Source organism: Vibrio sp. 1159 (assembly GCF_033340395.1).
Taxonomy (GTDB): Bacteria; Pseudomonadota; Gammaproteobacteria; order Enterobacterales; family Vibrionaceae; genus Vibrio; species Vibrio alginolyticus.
The window spans coordinates 199,842-218,154 of record NZ_JAWOWL010000004.1; the positions used below are offsets into that span (position 1 = coordinate 199,842).

16 protein-coding genes, 4 tRNA genes and 1 other annotated feature are annotated in these 18,313 nt (G+C 44.7%); of the genes, 11 read left to right on the top strand and 9 right to left on the bottom strand.

From position 1 onward, the window contains the following. Nucleotides 1-55: 55 nt before the first annotated feature. From trpCF to R7127_RS05765, 5 genes are all read right to left on the bottom strand, one after another. Complete coding sequence (gene trpCF / locus R7127_RS05745; RefSeq protein ID WP_033905672.1) at nt 56-1,495, bottom strand: bifunctional indole-3-glycerol-phosphate synthase TrpC/phosphoribosylanthranilate isomerase TrpF; 1,440 nt, start codon at nt 1,493-1,495, stop codon at nt 56-58. Between the two features lie 13 nt (nt 1,496-1,508). After that, complete coding sequence (gene trpD / locus R7127_RS05750; RefSeq protein WP_262584534.1) at nt 1,509-2,519, bottom strand: anthranilate phosphoribosyltransferase; 1,011 nt, start codon at nt 2,517-2,519, stop codon at nt 1,509-1,511. Nucleotides 2,520-2,556: 37 nt separating this feature from the next. Then, complete coding sequence (locus tag R7127_RS05755) at nt 2,557-3,165, bottom strand: aminodeoxychorismate/anthranilate synthase component II (RefSeq protein ID WP_064376489.1); 609 nt, start codon at nt 3,163-3,165, stop codon at nt 2,557-2,559. Nucleotides 3,166-3,181: 16 nt separating this feature from the next. Beyond that, nucleotides 3,182-4,747 (bottom strand): anthranilate synthase component 1, encoded by a 1,566-nt coding sequence (locus R7127_RS05760; protein WP_033905669.1) that lies wholly within the window; start codon nt 4,745-4,747, stop codon nt 3,182-3,184. A 126-nt stretch (nt 4,748-4,873) separates the two neighbouring features. After that, nucleotides 4,874-4,977, bottom strand: a sequence feature (Trp leader region). Continuing rightward, nucleotides 4,924-5,049: a trp operon leader peptide gene (locus R7127_RS05765; protein WP_005376787.1), complete on the bottom strand. Its 126-nt coding sequence runs from the start codon at nt 5,047-5,049 to the stop codon at nt 4,924-4,926. Its footprint overlaps the feature before it by 54 nt. A 95-nt stretch (nt 5,050-5,144) precedes the next feature. Between R7127_RS05765 and rnm the strand changes: the two genes are divergently transcribed. Further along, nucleotides 5,145-6,002 carry an RNase RNM gene (gene rnm, locus R7127_RS05770; protein WP_005386777.1) on the top strand — a complete coding sequence of 286 codons (858 nt, stop codon included), beginning with the start codon at nt 5,145-5,147 and terminating at the stop codon, nt 6,000-6,002. Nucleotides 6,003-6,061: 59 nt separating this feature from the next. Then, nucleotides 6,062-6,682 (top strand): L-threonylcarbamoyladenylate synthase, encoded by a 621-nt coding sequence (locus R7127_RS05775; protein ID WP_005376791.1) that lies wholly within the window; start codon nt 6,062-6,064, stop codon nt 6,680-6,682. Between the two features lie 91 nt (nt 6,683-6,773). Here the strand turns inward: R7127_RS05775 and R7127_RS05780 are convergent, their stop codons facing one another. Further along, nucleotides 6,774-7,484: a calcium-binding protein gene (locus R7127_RS05780; RefSeq protein ID WP_005376796.1), complete on the bottom strand. Its 711-nt coding sequence runs from the start codon at nt 7,482-7,484 to the stop codon at nt 6,774-6,776. A 565-nt stretch (nt 7,485-8,049) separates the two neighbouring features. On the opposite strand from R7127_RS05780, the gene rluB reads away from it, so the two are divergent. Next, the gene (gene rluB, locus R7127_RS05785; RefSeq protein WP_005376798.1) at nt 8,050-8,988 is read left to right on the top strand and encodes a 23S rRNA pseudouridine(2605) synthase RluB; all 939 of its coding nucleotides are present in this window, start codon (nt 8,050-8,052) and stop codon (nt 8,986-8,988) included. A 187-nt stretch (nt 8,989-9,175) separates the two neighbouring features. On the opposite strand, the gene R7127_RS05790 is transcribed toward rluB, so the two are convergent. Together R7127_RS05790 and yeiP are read right to left on the bottom strand one after the other, a co-directional pair. Further along, nucleotides 9,176-9,496, bottom strand: a complete 321-nt coding sequence (locus tag R7127_RS05790) for an HI1450 family dsDNA-mimic protein (protein WP_005376800.1) — start codon at nt 9,494-9,496, stop codon at nt 9,176-9,178. 2 nt (nt 9,497-9,498) lie between these two features. Continuing rightward, nucleotides 9,499-10,065 carry an elongation factor P-like protein YeiP gene (yeiP, locus tag R7127_RS05795; RefSeq protein WP_005376801.1) on the bottom strand — a complete coding sequence of 189 codons (567 nt, stop codon included), beginning with the start codon at nt 10,063-10,065 and terminating at the stop codon, nt 9,499-9,501. 194 nt (nt 10,066-10,259) lie between these two features. Between yeiP and R7127_RS05800 the strand changes: the two genes are divergently transcribed. Further along, nucleotides 10,260-11,027 (top strand): nucleotidyltransferase, encoded by a 768-nt coding sequence (locus R7127_RS05800; protein WP_033905668.1) that lies wholly within the window; start codon nt 10,260-10,262, stop codon nt 11,025-11,027. On the opposite strand, the gene R7127_RS05805 is transcribed toward R7127_RS05800, so the two are convergent. Then, entirely contained in the window at nt 11,024-13,387 is a 2,364-nt protein-coding gene (locus tag R7127_RS05805) for a DNA polymerase II (RefSeq protein ID WP_033905667.1), read from the bottom strand. The two genes, R7127_RS05800 and R7127_RS05805, sit on opposite strands and share 4 nt — an antisense overlap. Nucleotides 13,388-13,814: 427 nt before the next feature. Between R7127_RS05805 and uvrY the strand changes: the two genes are divergently transcribed. The 7 genes from uvrY (at nt 13,815) to R7127_RS05840 (ending at nt 17,800) form a co-directional block, all read left to right on the top strand. Then, nucleotides 13,815-14,459 carry a UvrY/SirA/GacA family response regulator transcription factor gene (gene uvrY / locus R7127_RS05810; RefSeq protein WP_005386783.1) on the top strand — a complete coding sequence of 215 codons (645 nt, stop codon included), beginning with the start codon at nt 13,815-13,817 and terminating at the stop codon, nt 14,457-14,459. Between the two features lies 1 nt (nt 14,460). Further along, the gene (gene uvrC, locus R7127_RS05815; RefSeq protein ID WP_080773718.1) at nt 14,461-16,293 is read left to right on the top strand and encodes an excinuclease ABC subunit UvrC; all 1,833 of its coding nucleotides are present in this window, start codon (nt 14,461-14,463) and stop codon (nt 16,291-16,293) included. Between the two features lie 46 nt (nt 16,294-16,339). Beyond that, nucleotides 16,340-16,897, top strand: coding sequence for a CDP-diacylglycerol--glycerol-3-phosphate 3-phosphatidyltransferase (gene pgsA, locus R7127_RS05820; RefSeq protein WP_005394805.1), 558 nt, complete (start codon nt 16,340-16,342; stop codon nt 16,895-16,897). A 463-nt stretch (nt 16,898-17,360) separates the two neighbouring features. Next, nucleotides 17,361-17,434, top strand: a tRNA-Cys gene (locus R7127_RS05825). Nucleotides 17,435-17,471: 37 nt separating this feature from the next. Then, a tRNA-Gly gene (locus R7127_RS05830) sits at nt 17,472-17,547 on the top strand. Nucleotides 17,548-17,624: 77 nt separating this feature from the next. Beyond that, nucleotides 17,625-17,711, top strand: a tRNA-Leu gene (locus tag R7127_RS05835). A 13-nt stretch (nt 17,712-17,724) separates the two neighbouring features. Beyond that, a tRNA-Gly gene (locus R7127_RS05840) sits at nt 17,725-17,800 on the top strand. Nucleotides 17,801-18,313: the final 513 nt, after the last annotated feature.

The window sequence follows — 18,313 nt, forward strand, 5'->3', positions numbered from 1 at the left end:
CCTTCTCGTATTTTTCGCTACGAATAGCTTTAAATTTTTTAGCTGATGTCCAGCTTTAGTAGTTGCGAATGGCGGTGAAGGCCGCAAGCAACTTCTGTGAATCTTTTTTGCCTGGTGCGCTTTCTACACCAGAGTTTAAATCTAATCCCAAGCAACCTAGTGTCGCTGCTTGTTGAGCATTTTCTGGCGACAGTCCGCCCGCTAGCATAATTTGACTTGGGTCGCCGATCAGTGACCAGTCGAACACTTGTCCGGTTCCACCTGTTTGAGTGCCAACTTGTGCATCTAATAGGTGACGGTCAATGTTGTCCGAAAGCAGTTCTGGCTTCGCATCTGTCACACCGTAAGCTTTCCAGATTTCAACACATGCTGGTAGCTCTGCTTTTAGCTGATTAACGTAAGCTTGGTCTTCTTGACCGTGCAGTTGCACCGCTTTTAAACCCAAAGAGGTCACGACAGAAGCAACAAAATCGATATCGTGATTTTGGAACACGCCTACGTAGTTAAGTGGAGCACCGCTCATGGTTAAGCGCGCACCTTCAAGGTCGACCGCACGCTTCGAATTCTCGACAAAAATCAGACCACCAAATACCGCACCAGCTTGGTACGCTTTCGCTGCGTCATCTGGGTGCGTTAAGCCACAGACTTTGTTTTCGCCTAACGTCACTTTACGTACTGCAAGTTCAAGGTTGTCTTCCGCCATCAGTGAACTACCAATCAAGAAGCCGTCTGCGTATTCCGCTAAATCACGAACTTGTTGATGTGTATAAATGCCAGATTCTGAGATTACTGTTGCGTTAGGAGCCAGTTCACGAATGGTCGGTGCCAGTTCTTTAGTACGATTCAAATCGGTACTTAGATCGCGAAGGTTACGGTTATTAATGCCGATAACGCGTGCGCCTAGCTTAACTGCACGATGAAGCTCTTCTTCGTTGCTGACTTCGGTCAAGATACCCATGTTCAGGCTGTGCGCTGCTTCCTCTAGCGCTTTGTACTCTTCGTCATTAAGGACAGAAAGCATAAGTAGCACGGCATCAGCACTGTAATGACGCGCTAGGTAAACTTGGTAGGTATCTACCATGAAGTCTTTGCACAGAACCGGTTGTTTGACTTGACCACGCACTTGAGGAAGAAAGTCAAAGTTACCTTGGAAGTACTTCTCGTCTGTTAGGACTGAAATCGCATCAGCATGGTTGTTGTAAACCGATGCAATGTAATCCAAGTCGAAGTGATCACGAATCAAACCTTTAGAAGGAGATGCCTTCTTACATTCGGTGATGAAGGCCGTCTTTTCGCCACTCAGAGCATCGTAGAAGCTGCGGTCCGATGGCAGCAAATCAGACTTAAATGTGCTTAGCGGTTGAGACACCTTACGGTCTGCTACCCACTGATATTTGTCGCGGACAATTTTCGCCAGTACTTCTGCCATTTCTGCTTCTTTCTTAGAAACGTGTTCAGACAGGTTGTCAGCTTGCTGAGTGTTGAAGTCAGTCATCTTCTTCAATTCCTTAAGCGTGTGCGGCAAGTTGTTGTACCAATTGGTACGCCTTGCCTGAATTCATTGCCTCAATCGCTTGTTGCGTGTTGGCTTTTAAATCTTCGTGGCCGAATAGACGCATTAGCAGAGCAACGTTTACTGCCACTGCACCCAACTGTGCGTCTGTACCTTTACCCGTCAGGATATTGGTAATGATCGCTTTGTTTTCTTCAGGATCGCCACCTTTGATTGCTTCTAGTGGGTGCGCTTCTAGACCGAAGTCTGCAGGCGTTAATTTGTATTCTGTGATCTTACCGTCTTTGATTTCGGCAACGGTTGTTTCACCGTGAATTGCTACTTCGTCCAAGCCACTGCCGTGTACTACAGCGGCGCGCTTCATACCCATTTGTAGCATGGTTTCTGCGATAGGACGAACCAGTTCTTCACTGTAAACGCCCATCAATTCGATGTTAGGACGAGCAGGGTTAATCAGTGGGCCAAGAATGTTAAAGATGGTGCGTGTTTTCATAGTTTGACGCACTGGCATCGCATGGCGCACACCACCGTGGTATTGAGGTGCAAATAGGAAAGCGACACCAATATCGTCTACCGCTTTGCGCGTATCTTCTGCGCTCATAGCTAGGTTGATACCAAATGAATCAAGAAGATCAGAAGAACCAGATTTGCTTGAAACGCTGCGGTTACCGTGTTTCGCTACTTTTAGACCACATGCTGCAGCAACAAACGCCGCAGTGGTTGAAATGTTGATGGTGTTGTGACCGTCACCACCAGTACCTACGATATCTGCGAAATCGTAATCTGGGCGAGGGAATGGATTTGCGTTTGCCAGCAGTGCTTTCGCCGCGCCTGCAATTTCGTCTGGCGTTTCGCCTTTGAGTTTTAGTGCAGTCAGTGCTGATGCCATCAAATTTGGGTCTAGTTCACCACGGATAATGATGTCGAATAGCTGTTGGCTCTCTTCCTGAGTAAGCGATTCTTGCTCGTACAGTTTGGTAATAATAGGGTTGATGATTGCTTCCATATTTCCTCTCCTAAATTTCTTATGTGCCAAGTGCTTTTTAAGCAGTGAGTGGGGTCGCTGAAGCTTGTTCTTCAAGTGCCCACTCAATGGCATTGGCCAACAGTGTTGCTCCGTAGGTCGTCATAATAGATTCCGGGTGGAACTGGAACCCGCAAACTTTATCTTCTTCATGTACAACAGACATTACCAAGTCATCCACTTCTGCTGTGATGGTTAGGCTCTCAGGAACCTTGGTCGCAACTAGCGAGTGGTAACGTGCAATTGCAAGTGGTGATGGTAGATTTTGGTAAATCGCATGGTTTTGGTGCTCCATCATAGAGACCTTACCGTGAATGATTTCGCCCGCGCCAGCAACGGTGCCACCGTACGCTTCAACAATCGCTTGGTGACCAAGACAAATGCCGATCATCGGCACTTTGCCTTTCATGCGTTGGATAAGCTCAGGCATTGAGCCTGCTTCTGAAGGAGCACCAGGGCCTGGCGATAGCAGAACCACTGGGTTTTCAAGCTCGTTTACCGCTTGTTCGATGGTTTCTGCTGGGATGTTGTTTCGGTAAATCTTGACCGAGTGACCTAGCGAGCGGAATTGATCCACAAGGTTGTAGGTGAACGAGTCAAAGTTGTCGATAAAAATGATATTAGCCATCTCTGAACCCTATTCCTTATTGTGACTTATGAGCTGCTTGGATAGCAGAGATTACCGCTTGTGCTTTGCCGCGCGTTTCGTCTGCTTCCGCTTGTGGATCAGAGTCGAACACCACGCCCGCACCAGCTTGAACTTGAGCAATGCCGTTCTCAACGTACGCTGAGCGGATCACGATACAGGTGTCGAGTGTGCCTTCACCAGTGAGGTAGCCAACAGCGCCGCCGTAGCTACCGCGTCGTGCGCCTTCTACATCGCGAATCAACTGCATGGCACGAATCTTAGGTGCGCCGGTGAGCGTACCCATGTTCATACATGCTTGATATGCGTGCAGCGCGTCTAGGTCTTCACGCAGTTGACCAACCACACGAGACACCAAGTGCATTACGTGGCTGTAGCGGTCGACTTTTAGAAGGTCTGCTACGTGGCGAGTACCAGCTTGAGCAATACGAGCGACGTCGTTACGTGCCAAGTCAACCAACATCATGTGTTCTGCGTTTTCTTTCATGTCGGTGCGCAGTTCAAGTTCGATGCGGCTGTCTAGGTCGAAATCAATCTCGCCGTTAGGGCGCTTACCGCGGCGACGAGTGCCTGCGATTGGGTAGATTTCAATTTGGTTGGTATCGGTTTCATACTTAAGCGCGCTTTCTGGTGATGCGCCAAACAGAGTGAACAGCTCATCTTGCATGTAGAACATGTAAGGGCTTGGGTTACTTTGTTTCAGTTCTTTATAAGCAGCCAGTGGAGAAGGACAAGGTAGAGTGAATCTACGAGACGGTACAACTTGGAATACATCGCCTTTCACTACGAACTCTTTTAAGTCGCGAACGGTTTGGCAGAAGTCTGCATCAGACACGCTAGGTTCTACCGTTACATCTGTTATTTGCTCTGCACTCGGCAACAGTTTTGGCGCTGCACATTGGGCGCTAATTTCTGCAATACGAGTCTCTAACGCTGTTTTCTCTGAACCATCAACAAACAACGTCGCTTGAAGCTGGCAAGATTCCGTTTGATGGTCGACAACAAGTAGTGTTTCCGCGACGTAGAAAACGTAATCTGGACACTGATTTGTTGCTTCGGCATTACCAAGCGGCTCAAAGTTTGCGACTAAGTCGTAGGCAAACAGACCACCAAGGAAAATTGCGTGTTTGTCTTGCTGTGAAATATCAAAACTATGCTGAACCAAACGCAGCGCATCGAAAGAAGAGGCTTCACGTAGGCGAGAGTCTTCATCTAACGTGTCGCATGGCTGGTTAAACTGCAAAGTTAGCGTTTCGCCATCGAACTTGCTCTCAACGTCACCACGGATGTTCTGGTTTAGGTGAGACAGTAGGTTTTTACCGTTATTGGTCAAGGCGTGCATGCTAACGGTATGGCCGAAGCAAACAATGCGAACCGCTGAATCTACGATCAGCAGGGATTTTAAATTTTGCTTTGAATCGATCTCAGCAGATTCCAGCAATAGGCTGTCAGTTTTGTTCTCACATAGTGTGTGGAACAAGCGAGTCGGGTCTTGAGTATAAGGGACGGAAGCCGTTAGCACTTCAAGCTGTCCAAGTTTCTTAATTTCAATGGCCTTGTTCACAAGACCTCCTTGTAGCTGTTTAAATCTTCCTGCCGTACATAGTCGCATAAAGCAAACGTTCTCCCAATCTAGAGTTGGCTATATTCGATTAATGTTTAGGCAGTTGAATGTGAAATGAGCAACAAAACAAAAAAGCCCGCTTAAGTAGCGGGCTTTACAACGTTTGGTTCTATAAACTAGAAGTATACGTTTGCCCACCAAGAACTAGTCCAAGTGCGCCACCAAGCAAGATCTGATGAGTTTGCCTTATTAAGACAAACCGCAACTTTCGCTTTTTGGTTTTGGTTAAATTCTTGTAACATGGTGAACCTTAAATTACGTACTTTGTATTTGTGTACTAGTTAACTAGTGCGAGAGTAAAAAGTCAACCCCAAAACGGCATTAAAACGATAAAAATATGAGAATTGATTTACATAGTCACACCACTGCATCGGACGGTCGGTTAGAACCTAAAGATTTAGTGGAAAGGGCGCTGAGTTTTGATATCGAGGTTTTGGCGATCACTGATCACGATACGGTTGACGGTTTGGCGTTAGCTAAGCAATACGTTCAAGATAATAATTTGCCGATAAAAATCATCAATGGCATTGAGATATCGACCGTCTGGCAAAACAAAGACATTCATATTGTCGGCCTGAATATTGATCCGGAAAATGAACAATTATCTGCCCTCATAGAGCAGCAGAAGCAGCATCGCATAACACGATCTGAGTTAATTGCAGAGCGACTACAAAAAGCAACTCGAGTAGGTGTGCTTGAAGAGGTAAGGCAAATCGCCGGTGATGCCCCAGTGACAAGAGCGCATTTCGCGAAATGGTTGGTAGATAATGGTTACGCAAAAACCATGCAAATGGTGTTTAAAAAATACCTGACGCGTAATAACCCAGGTTATGTACCACCGAATTGGTGTTCGATGAAGGATGCGGTTGATGCTATCCATGCGGCTGGTGGAATGGCGGTATTAGCGCATCCTGGCAGATATAAGTTGACAGCGAAGTGGATTAAGCGTCTTCTAGCAGCGTTTGTCGAAGCAGGTGGTGATGCGATGGAAGTTGCACAGCCACAGCAAGCGCAACAAGAAAGGCGCAACTTGGCTGATTATGCTATACAATACAAACTATTAGCCTCTCAAGGCAGTGATTTTCACTACCCATCACCGTGGATGGAGCTAGGAAGGAACCTATGGTTGCCTGCTGGCGTCGAACCAGTTTGGAAAGATTGGGGAATAGATCCTTCGTTGAATAATACTCAGTAATACGAAGTCGAGAACCCATAAAAATATAGAGCCGAGAGGCTCGATAATGAGGAATTACAATGAGCCAGTTTTTTTACGTTCACCCAGAAAACCCACAGGCTCGCTTGATTAATCAAGCAGTAGCAATCATTCGTAACGGCGGCGTTGTGGTTTACCCTACTGATTCAGGGTATGCACTTGGCTGTCAGTTGGAGAACAAACAGGCACTGGAACGAATCTGTCAGATTCGTCGTCTGGATGATAAGCATAACTTTACTTTGCTGTGTCGTGATTTGTCGGAGCTTTCTCTCTATGCGCGAGTGGATAACTCTGCATTCCGACTGCTGAAAAATAACACACCAGGTCCTTACACCTTCATCTTCAAAGGCACAAAAGAGGTGCCGCGTCGTTTGATGAATGCAAAACGTAAGACCATCGGTATCCGTGTTCCAGACAATCAAATTGCCTTGGACTTGTTGGAAGCATTAGGTGAGCCGATGATGTCTACGTCGTTGATTCTACCTGGCAGTGACGTAACAGAATCTGATCCAGAGGATATTCGAGATAAACTAGAACATGCGGTTGATGTGATTCTTAATGGCGGTTACCTAGGTGAGCAACCTACGACTGTAATTGACTTTAGCGAAGGTGAACCTGTTGTAGTTCGTTTGGGATCAGGTGATCCTGCACCATTCGAATAGTAGACGCACCACCGCCAAACAAAATAGGAGGCATCGCGCCTCCTATTTTAGTTGTCATATCGAATATCTCATTGAACTTAACTGATTGAGGTTAAGCAAAATCGAAAATGTCGATACCATTTTGTTCTGCATAGTTGATGTATGCAGAGCTCACACCGTTTAGTGTCACTTCAACATTGTATTCATCACTTGAGAATACTGCCCAGCCACACTCATTGTAAGATAAAGTCAGATCATCCGCTGAATCCAAGAACGTATCTCGAATGCCATCGTTATCAGTGTCTCGGCCCATATCAAAGACAAGTTTGTCATGGAAAATATTAAAATCGACAATGTCGGCTTTGACATCAATATCGTTGGAAGATACTGGCTGATCAGGTACACCAATAGCCAGGCGGTTTGTAAGCACGAAGGTGTCGTCTCCACAGCCACCGCTCAGTACTGATTCACCATCACCAACAACGAGGGTGTCGTTACCCCAGCCACCACTCAAGTAGTTGTTGCCTGAATAATCAAAAATTGTGTCGTCGCCACAGCCACCAAAGAGTTTGTCGTTTCCTAATCCTCCGGATAGGAAATCGTTTCCAAAGCCGCCAGAAACAAAGTCGTTACCTCGGCCACCAAGCAAGGTATCATCTCCCCAGCCACCGAAGACAATATCATTACCTCCGTATCCTACAAACTTATCATCACCACAGAAGCCGAAGAAAATATCGGTTGTTTCAGAGCCTTTTGTGCCTGTCATATCGTCATCTTGAGATGTCCCAAAAATCCAATTTAGGTCGAGATTTAGCATAGACATTGTTCTATTCCTTTTTGTCTGATTTATGCCAATCGCCGAGAGTGCAGAGCGAACCTAGAGAGTCAGAGTACACGATAGCATTAGTGTTATTTTTGATGTGAACTAATGACTTAAAGACAATTTTTGTCTTGTTACCCACGACCTTGTTTTGCTATGAGCGCTCATTGTCTGCGGTGATTGGTATTACTTAGCAGCAAACCGGGACGGCTTATTCTTCGTTGCTTTCTAGCAATACGAACAGTAAACACACCCCAAGTGGTTATTGTTGTAACCCTGACAATTTTATCAGGTACAGCGTGGTTAAAGTGGTTCAGGAAGACCGATATTAGTGGGATTCTCGTTGATCAATGCCTGCATTAAGTAGTAAAAAAGTTGCAGAATAGGACAAATATTTCGGTCATTTTTGAAGTGAATTTTGGTGTGGAGAATGGCGCCGATTTAGCTTACATTAACTAAGAAAGTTACGTATAATGTCCGACCGAAAAATCCCACTGAAATGGGTAAATAGCAAAATGCAGACCAATCCTGGTCTAGACGTCTGTGAAGACGACACATAGGTAGATAAATGAGCGAAAAGTTACAAAAAGTATTAGCACGTGCTGGTCACGGTTCTCGTCGTGAGATTGAATCGTTAATTAAATCTGGTCGCGTTAGCGTGAACGGTGTAGTCGCTAAGCTTGGTGAAAGACTTGAAGACGAGAGCAGCGTAGTTCGTATCGATGGTCACATTGTCTCTGCAAAGATTCAAGAAGAAGTGATTTGTCGTGTACTTGCGTACTACAAACCTGAGGGTGAACTGTGTACTCGTCACGATCCAGAAGGTCGTCGTACTGTTTTTGATCGTCTGCCAAAAATTCGTGGCTCTCGTTGGATTTCAGTTGGTCGTCTGGATGCGAACACTTCTGGTCTTCTACTTTTCACAACGGATGGTGAACTGGCGAACCGCTTAATGCACCCAAGCCGCCAAGTTGAACGTGAATACCTAGTACGTGTGTTCGGTGAAGTAACTGAACAGAAAGTTCGTAATCTAGTAAAAGGTGTTGAACTGGAAGACGGTTTAGCTCGCTTTGAAGATGTTGTTTACGCGGGTGGTGAAGGCATGAACCACACGTTTTACGTTGTTATCAACGAAGGTCGTAACCGCGAAGTTCGTCGACTATGGGAATCGCAAGAGTGTACCGTTAGCCGTCTGAAACGTGTTCGTTACGGCGACATCTTCTTAGACAAGAAACTGCCTCGTGGCGGTTGGATGGAGCTTGACCTGAAAGAAGTAAACTACTTGCGGGAGCTTGTAGAGCTTCGTCCAGAGAAAGAAACCATGCTTGATCTGAACAAAGACAACACGTCACGCAAACGTGAGCGTGCACGCAGCCAAAAAATTCGTCGCGCAGTTAAGCGCCATGAAGAGCGTGTTAACACGCCAAAAGGTCGCAGCAACAACCCTTCTCGTCGTAAGCCGAAGAAGACTGCTGGTGACCAAGGCGCACGCAACAAGCATCGTTAATCGATAGCAAAACATCAGAAAGGCTTGCCAATTCGGCAAGCCTTTTTCTTATCTGTTACATAACAAAAGGATCTAAAGCCGATATAGAGCAGGGTGCTTTGTATAAACAAATATCTCAGCTAGACGAAAACAACAGATAAAAAAATACCAGCACTAGGCTGGTATCTTTGTTCATGATGAAGAAACGTTAATCGCGTTTCCAAAGCATATGGCAGAACTTATGTTCAGGGTCTCGGCTGATTAGCATACGAGCAAATACGTCATCAAGAACGTCATTTTCCTCATTTACTAGGCCGATACGAACCTCTGCATATACTTCTTTGTCGATCTCGAAGCCAACATGTTCAACCCAGTCATCACCGGTTTCAACAAGTTCTGCGGCACCACGATCTTCAAATTGCGCAGTAAACAGAATCACGTCAGCAGGCTCTAGGTTATCTGGAGCCATCTCAAGGAAAATGTCGTACGCTGCGTCGATGACGTCGTCGTAAGAAATCAAATCAGACATGCTTATGCTCGGCTCATGTATTTACGTTCAGCTGTGTTAATGATAACTCGGTCACCAGTTGCAATGTACTCAGGAACCTGGATGACAAGACCTGAAGCGAAGCGTGCTGGTTTAGTACGAGCAGATGCAGAAGCACCTTTGATTGAAGGGTCAGTTTCTTCAATCACTAGCTCAACAGAAGATGGTAGTTCAATACCCACTGCAGCACCGTTAACAAGGATAATGTGGATACCTTGTGTATCTTCGTTGATGAACAGCATGTCGTCTTCAACTTCATTGTGCTTGAATGTGTATTGTGAGTAGTCTTCGTTATCCATGAAGATGTGCTCATCGCCGTCAGCGTATGAGTACACAACTGCACGTTTGTTCATTTCTACCGTTTCAACAACGTCATCAGACTTGTAACGCTCATCTACACGTGCGCCCGTGTTTAGATCTGTACAACGCATTTTGTAGATTTTAGCGCCGCCACGACCGCCAGGAGTCGTTACTTCGATGTCTTTAACTAGAAGAGTTTTACCATTAGACTCGATTGCGAAGCCTTTTTTGATTTCACTTGCCTTTGGCATTGTATATTCCTATTCATACTTATTAAGCAAAACTCGGTGATTATAGCGCTAAGTTAGCCGCCTAGCATTAAAATTCATTGCAGAAATTTGTTGTTACTCCCATGACTAAACACCTGAATGGACTTGATTCGGTGAGTCGGCTAAGAGAACATATAGCCCAACTTCTTGAACCATCTGAGAACACGTTTTAAGTCATGTCTCTGCCTGTTATCGATCCTAAACAACCATTTCAACCAGAGTTTGCGCCTTTAATTAGGGAAGTCACCGCTTGTCTCAAAGGTGGATTGGGGCAAAACTTACACAGCGTTTATGTATACGGTAGTGTTGCTCGTAAAACAGCGATCGTTGGGAAGTCGAACTTAGACCTGGTTGTCGTTACTCAATCATCCTTTGAGCACAATCGCGCGACTTTGCTCAACACAATTAAGTGGCGTGCGCAGCAGAGTTACTCTCAAGTTAATGGTGTATCGGTCCGTACAGCCTTAGTGAGCGAAGTGGCTAATTTAGATAGTATTTTTACTTGGGGCTTTATGCTTAAGCATTGCTGTGTCTGTGTTTATGGTGATGATCTAGCAGACTGCTTCGGTGATTACGTCCCAAGTTGGGAAATTGCTAAGCACTGGAATATGGATGTGGAAGATTGGATTACGGTGTATCGCAAAAAAATCGTACAAGCGAAGACGATAGAAGAGCAGGTGGCCGCCCAGCGCGTGATTGCTAAAAAGTTACTAAGAGCGTCATACTCTTTGGTGATGTATCGAGATAAACGTTGGTTTGATGACCCCGTAGAGTGTGGCAAGGTATTCTTAACTTATCATCCTGAAAAGCAGCTTGAGATCGAGCGGCTAGAAATTTTACTTTCTGGCCGGGGGATTCCCAAGCGTTCTGTTATCGGGCTAATTGATGCGTTTGGTGATTGGTTAGTCAAACAGTACCAGAAAACAGAGTTTCGTATCGGCTAAAACAACCCCATTTGTGGCGCTGAAAGCCTGTCAAAGTCCGTCCCAATGAAAGGGAGAATCGCATCTGCAACGGGTTTGAGTTGTTTATCAATGTAATGTTGATAATCAATCGGGCTATTGAGGTACTCATAAGGTTCAGGGCCGTTCACGGTAATAATGTATTCAATTCGTCCTTTGTTTTGATACTGTAATGGGCGGCCAAGCTTGGCATTTATCTCATCCGCTAAACGAGCTGCACGCACTTGTGGCGGGACGTTTTTCTGATACTCATGCAGTTTTCTGCGCAGTCGCTTTTGATACACCAACTGTTCATCAAATTCACCGTTGTTAGTTTTCTCAACCATCTCTCGGACATAGTCGCTTGGATCTTCACCATGGAAAATCATGCTATAGAGTGTATTTTGAAATTTCTGTGCTAACGAGGTCCAGTCAGTACGGGCACTTTCTAACCCTTTAAATACAATCCGTTCTTGCTCTCCTTCACCGATTAAACCCGCATAGCGCTTTTTCGAGCCAGTTTCTGCGCCACGAATCGTTGGCATAAGGAATCTGCGATAATGGGTTTCATACTCGATTTCCAACATAGATGTTAGGTTGTACTCAGAACGCAGGTGTTCTTGCCACCAAGAGTTGATGTAATCAACTATTTGATTTCCAACAGCGTCAGCTTCTACTTGACTGTATGGTCGATTCAACGACACGAATGTGGAATCCGTATCGCCGTAAATCACTTGATATCCTTGCTCCTCAATCAGCACCTTAGTTTGCTTCATGATTTCATGTCCGCGCATGGTAATACTAGAAGCTAACCGAGTATCAAAGAAACGACATCCCGATGAGCCCAGTACGCCATAAAAGGAGTTCATGATGATTTTGATTGCCTGAGAAAAAGCTTTTTCATTGTTCTTCTTTGCAACATCACGTGCTGCCCAAAGCTTTTCAATCATTTCTGGTAAAAAGTGTTTCGTACGATGGAACTGCCCACCGCGAAAGCCAGGTACAGCCTGATTTTCTTCTTTTCCAATATCGAGCAATAACCCCTCAACTAACCCCATAGGATCAATCAAGAACGAGCGAATAATCGATGGATATAGACTCTTAAAATCCAATACTAAAACAGAATCATATAGGTTAGGGATGGAGTCCATCACGTAACCGCCGGGGCTCGCAATCCAATTTTCAGGGTGTAGGTTTGGGGCAACGTAGCCTGCTCGGTGTATCTGAGGCATGTATAGGTTTGTGAATGCTGCAACCGAACCGCCGACACGATCTAGTTCGACACCAGTGAGACGAGAGCGCTCTATTGCAAAGTCAAGCAGGTGAGTGTGATTGAAAATCTTATTCACCAACACGCAGTCTTGTAAGTTATATTTAGCCAGCGATGGTTTGTCGGAGCGGTACATACGATTGATCTCATCCATGCGGTCATGAACGTTGTGGATTTCTTTCCCTTCCCCTAAGAGTTCTTGAGATACAGACTCTAATGACCAAGACCGAAAGTGATAAGTCGCCGTTTTTAACGTATCGATACCGTCCATTACAACTCGCCCTGGAATGGAAATAAACCCTTGTTGGCTTTGAGATGAACTTCTGAAAAAGCTGGCTTGGTCTGCTCTACCAAGCATTAGCTTCATGTTGTGCCATTCTGCTCGTTTGTGTAGCAGACGAAAGTCAAAATCAATGACGTTCCAACCGACAATGACATCGGGGTCGAATTGTTTAAACCAATCGATGAGTGCTTCTAGAAGCGCTTTTTCATCCTTAACCCATTGTATCGGTGTCTCCGAAGGTTCTGGTTCTCCGATCATGATAACGCGGGAATCCATGACGCTGTCTAATCCGATTGAGTAAAGAATGCCTTTCTCAGAGCATTCTAGATCTAACGAGACAACGTTTAACTTCGGCTCATATTGCCCCGCACGGCATTTTGCGCTCTGGACGCGTTGGTAGCCATTGGTGCGAGTCACATTGCCTGTAAACTCGATACTGCCTTTGATAAAACGCTCCATTAGGTAGCGATCGGCGAGGCGAATATCACTTTCATACGTAGTGATATCTTTTTGAGCGAATGTGTCTTTGAGTGCGAGAGCGTCTCTGGTTACATTGGTATAGCAGGCAGCAAGAGGCGTATGTTCAAACGTTTTGAGATCCAAAAGGCGGATGTCGACGAATATGTTTTTTTCTCGTGCGAGTGTCTTTGCTTGCTCTGAGTGTTTCTGAGCGATGAAAAATACTGGCTTCTCACCATTAATAAGTAACTGAGTAGGACCTGCTTCTGTCGAAAGCCACAGCTCGATTTTAGTTTGACCTTTGATGTCTCGTGCCTGTCGAGTTAGCAGGAAGCCTTGTTGAATATTCAAATGTGAGAAACCTTAGAAAACTTGAAGAACGTTAGTTTAACACTAAGAACTGTGAAAATAACCAGTAAAGAAAGCGTCTCAAATTTTTGCTGGAATTAGTGATTACAAGTTAGTCTTTGGTGCAAGAGGGACAGTGTCATTTTAAGTTATTGCGTGTTTCTCTGGGCAATATGAAACCTAGTTACTTGATTTATTGTACTTAATGTTGTTAATTGTCTTTTCTTAGATTTCGGTTCTGCTCATCACGCTCTAAAATAATAGAGTGGTTTATGAATAAGTTCTTGCTAAAGTTTGCGTTTCAGCACATATTCATAGAAAGCAATTTTTTGTCGATTACGTTAGTATATAGGCAGTCATACTGATATCCACATTTAACAAATAATGGTTATGTGGGTGCAGAACCAATACAAAGTGTGGAGATACAAGTTTGATAAATGTTTTCCTTGTAGATGATCACGAGCTGGTTCGCACAGGGATACGACGTATTATTGAAGACGTCCGTGGAATGAACGTAGCAGGAGAAGCTGACAGCGGTGAAGATGCAGTAAAATGGTGTCGCAGTAATCATGCTGACGTCGTTTTAATGGACATGAACATGCCAGGAATTGGTGGCTTGGAAGCCACTAAAAAAATTCTTCGCGTGAATCCTGATGTGAAAATCATCGTACTTACCGTTCATACAGAAAACCCGTTTCCAACCAAGGTGATGCAGGCAGGTGCGTCTGGTTATTTAACCAAAGGTGCTGGCCCTGACGAAATGGTGAATGCGATTCGTGTAGTTAATAGTGGACAGCGTTACATCTCGCCAGAGATTGCGCAGCAGATGGCATTGAGTCAATTTTCTCCAGCCTCTGAGAACCCTTTTAAAGACTTATCCGAACGTGAATTGCAGATCATGCTTATGATCACCAAAGGCCAAAAGGTAACGGATATTTCTGAGCAACTTAATTTAAGTCCAAAGACAGTCAATAGCTATCGCTACCGACTCTTTAGTAAATTGGACATTAATGGTGACGTTGAGTTAACTCACTTAGCGATTCGCCACGGAATGCTGGACACCGAGACCCTTTAGCGTGAATCCTCCTTTCGATTCGGCTTCCTTTCTCAAGACAGTAACTCATCAGCCCGGCGTTTACAGAATGTACAACGCCGAAGCTGTTGTAATCTACGTAGGTAAAGCCAAAGACCTTAAAAAGCGCCTTTCAAGCTACTTTCGGAAAAAAGTAGACAGTGAGAAAACTCGCGCGCTTGTCAGTAATATCGCCAAAATAGACGTCACGGTGACTCACACTGAGACAGAAGCGCTGATCCTAGAGCATAACTACATCAAGCAGTATTTACCGAAATACAATGTGTTGCTGCGAGATGATAAGTCTTACCCTTATATCTTTATTAGCGGTCATAAGCACCCACGGCTTTCTATCCACCGTGGCGCCAAGAAGCGCAAAGGTGAATATTTTGGCCCCTACCCAGATTCTGGTGCAGTAAGAGAAACATTGCATTTGCTGCAAAAGATATTTCCTGTGCGCCAGTGTGAAGACACTGTCTATTCCAACCGAACGCGCCCATGTTTGATGTACCAAATTGGTCGTTGTGCAGGACCATGCGTTAATACCATCATTTCTGATGAAGAATATGCAGAGTTGGTTGGCTTTGTGCGCATGTTTTTGCAAGGCAAAGATCAGCAAGTACTCAAACAGTTGATTGAGAAAATGGAAGTTGCCAGTCAGCAATTGCGCTTTGAAGATGCCGCTAAATTTCGCGATCAAATCCAAGCGATTAGGCGTGTTCAAGAGCAGCAGTACGTCTCAGAAGACAGCATGGATGATATGGATGTACTCGGGTTTGCTCAGGAGAATGGTATCGCGTGTATCCATATCCTGATGATACGCCAAGGCAAAGTGCTTGGTAGCCGTAGCCATTTTCCGAAAATCCCACAAAATACAAGCCAGCAGGAAGTGTTCGATAGTTTTCTGACTCAATACTATTTGAGCCATAACGAAGCACGTACAATTCCTTCTCGTATTATTTTGAATCAAGAGTTGGCAGAAGATATTGCGCCAATACAGAAAGCGTTAAGTGAAGTGGCAGGCCGTAAGGTTCATTTTCATACGTCGCCAACTGGCTCTCGAGCAAGGTATCTCAAGCTTTCGAACACTAATGCACTAACGGCGATTACCACCAAAATCAATCACAAGATGACGATTAATCAGCGTTTTCATGCGCTTCGCGAAACATTGAAGTTGGAGTCTATAGCTCGAATGGAATGTTTTGATATCTCCCATACGATGGGGGAAAGCACGATTGCGTCATGTGTGGTGTTCAACAACGAAGGCCCCGTAAAGCAAGAGTATCGTCGCTACAACATTACTGGGATTACCGGTGGTGATGATTACGCAGCAATGGGACAAGCGTTGGAGCGCCGTTATTCGAAGCAATTGGACGTAGAGAAAATTCCCGACATCATCTTTATCGATGGCGGTAAAGGTCAGTTAAATCGTGCGCATGACATCATTTCGCAATATTGGGGGGATTGGCCAAAGCGTCCCATCATGATTGGTATTGCAAAAGGCGTTACTCGCAAACCAGGTTTAGAAACGCTGATTACAGTCGATGGGGACGAGTTTCATTTACCAAGCGATGCTCCTGCGCTGCATCTTATTCAACATATTCGTGATGAAAGCCATAACCATGCTATAGCGGGGCACCGTGCTAAGCGAGGTAAAACCAGACGTACGAGTGCACTCGAAGGGATTGAGGGAATCGGCCCTAAACGACGTCAGGCGTTACTCAAGTACATGGGTGGGTTACAAGAACTTAAACGTGCAAGTGTCGAAGAAATCGCCAAAGTACCGGGAATAAGTCACTCTTTAGCAGAAATTATTTTCCAAGCATTGAAACAATAAGGAAAATCGCGCAACATTAAGCCGCAATGTGTAAGAGAATAATAAAATGCGTTTGAATATCCCGAACATTCTGTCTCTTCTTAGACTGTTCCTAATCCCTGTTTTTGTGGTTGTCTTTTATCTACCTTATTCATGGGCACCGTTTGCAGCAGCAATGGTGTTTTGGGTAGCGGGTTTTACTGACTGGCTTGACGGCATGTTGGCCCGTAAACTTGGCCAAACTTCTCGTTTTGGCGCGTTTATTGATCCTGTCGCTGATAAAGTGCTAGTGGCAACGGCATTGATTCTAATCACGGAACATTATCATTCAATTTGGGTGACCATTCCTGCGGTAACGATGATTGCGCGAGAAATCATTATCTCAGCATTGCGAGAATGGATGGCTGAAATCGGTAAGCGAGCGAGTGTTGCGGTATCTTGGGTTGGCAAAGTAAAAACTGTTTCGCAAATGTTCGCCTTATGGGTGTTGATATGGCGTTACGATGAATGGATGGTTTGGCTAGGCTTTGCGGCCTTGTATGTGGCAACTTTCTTGACATATTGGTCAATGATTCAATATTTGGCTGCTGCGAAAGACGATCTGTTGAATGAAGAGCACCATTAAATTCTGATGTTAGAAAGCAGGCTTAATAGCCTGCTTTTTTGTATCTAAGACAATCTACAGCATTTTTTGGCTTCTCTCGCTTTTCAATGCTTGCTAACGGCCATGTTTGCAATTTGTATCTGGGGCTTTTGCTTCGATAGAGTTCTATTTGTGATCTAAGTCTTGTTTTTGTCCTTGGAGAGTCTTAGAGAGGCGAGTCTTCTGATTATTAATACTTCAATGCACGCAACGCACGGCCAGCAGTGTAAGGCGTAGCCAAAGTTTTATGATAAACAAGTGTATTTAAGCGATTTTTAGTATTAAAACTAAGCAATTCATCGTCTTTCGCACAAATTCTAGTCAAACGATTTAAAAAAATAAAAATAGTGTTGACTCGATCGCTCGAATCCGTAGAATGCATCCCGTACCCAAGAGAGCACGGCTCAAAAGGGTTGTGAGAAAGCTTAGCTTTATTCACAAATGAGGCGCCTTGGCAGAGTGGCTATGCAGCGGATTGCAAATCCGTGGACCTCGGTTCGACTCCGGGAGGCGCCTCCATTATTCTTTTGAGAGCGAATGGCTTTCGAGAATAAATGCGACACTAGCTCAGTTGGTAGAGCGCAACCTTGCCAAGGTTGAGGTCACGAGTTCGAACCTCGTGTGTCGCTCCAAGTTTTATTGATATGGCATTAGCGGTATCAGATGGTGTTTTACTTTTCTGTAAAGGCATCACAAAGAATATTTGTGTGCCCTGGTGGTGGAATTGGTAGACACAAGGGATTTAAAATCCCTCGACGTTCGCGTTGTGCCGGTTCAAGTCCGGCCCGGGGCACCATCTCATATTAAATGCGACACTAGCTCAGTTGGTAGAGCGCAACCTTGCCAAGGTTGAGGTCACGAGTTCGAACCTCGTGTGTCGCTCCAGATTTAAGGCCTAACATGAAAATGTTAGGCCTTTTTCGTATTTTTTGAAAATCTCAAACTTCTTTTCTGTCACAGACTTCGTTAAGTAACGAACCCTTTGTCTCATTGACTCAAGTGATTGTTCATTCTGCCATTGCAAAGCATCTTAGCCATTCCTACTAGTCTATGTTTAAACCATCACTTGTGGAGAATAACCACTCTTGCTCCAGGCAAAGCTGTGACGAGAATGCTATCTTTTTAAATGTTCCGGATATAGAAAGGAATGTTTTACGATTAAGTAGCACAACCTTAAACCTCTGTTGGATGAGGTGATGATATCTCAAGAATATTTGTTTAAATAACAGCTGTTTGAGAGAAGGAGAAAAGCATAGCTCATGAATATGAACATGCGAGTTACGATGGGGTATGTTTTGTTGTGATTTACATCACTGTTACTAATATGAAAAATCGTTGCCAGAAGATTTTATTTTGTGATAAATTCGCGCGCAATCTCGGAGCGTAATTAACAACGTT

What these genes read in the sequence shown, in the direction of transcription:
- trpCF (WP_033905672.1), bottom strand. Translation starts at nt 1,495, where the DNA reads ATGACTGACTTCAACACTCAGCAAGCTGACAACCTGTCTGAACACGTT.
- trpD (WP_262584534.1), bottom strand. Translation starts at nt 2,519, where the DNA reads ATGGAAGCAATCATCAACCCTATTATTACCAAACTGTACGAGCAAGAA.
- R7127_RS05755 (WP_064376489.1), bottom strand. Translation starts at nt 3,165, where the DNA reads ATGGCTAATATCATTTTTATCGACAACTTTGACTCGTTCACCTACAAC.
- R7127_RS05765 (WP_005376787.1), bottom strand. Translation starts at nt 5,049, where the DNA reads ATGTTACAAGAATTTAACCAAAACCAAAAAGCGAAAGTTGCGGTTTGT.
- rnm (WP_005386777.1), top strand. Translation starts at nt 5,145, where the DNA reads ATGAGAATTGATTTACATAGTCACACCACTGCATCGGACGGTCGGTTA.
- R7127_RS05775 (WP_005376791.1), top strand. Translation starts at nt 6,062, where the DNA reads ATGAGCCAGTTTTTTTACGTTCACCCAGAAAACCCACAGGCTCGCTTG.
- R7127_RS05780 (WP_005376796.1), bottom strand. Translation starts at nt 7,484, where the DNA reads ATGTCTATGCTAAATCTCGACCTAAATTGGATTTTTGGGACATCTCAA.
- rluB (WP_005376798.1), top strand. Translation starts at nt 8,050, where the DNA reads ATGAGCGAAAAGTTACAAAAAGTATTAGCACGTGCTGGTCACGGTTCT.
- R7127_RS05790 (WP_005376800.1), bottom strand. Translation starts at nt 9,496, where the DNA reads ATGTCTGATTTGATTTCTTACGACGACGTCATCGACGCAGCGTACGAC.
- yeiP (WP_005376801.1), bottom strand. Translation starts at nt 10,065, where the DNA reads ATGCCAAAGGCAAGTGAAATCAAAAAAGGCTTCGCAATCGAGTCTAAT.
- R7127_RS05800 (WP_033905668.1), top strand. Translation starts at nt 10,260, where the DNA reads ATGTCTCTGCCTGTTATCGATCCTAAACAACCATTTCAACCAGAGTTT.
- pgsA (WP_005394805.1), top strand. Translation starts at nt 16,340, where the DNA reads ATGCGTTTGAATATCCCGAACATTCTGTCTCTTCTTAGACTGTTCCTA.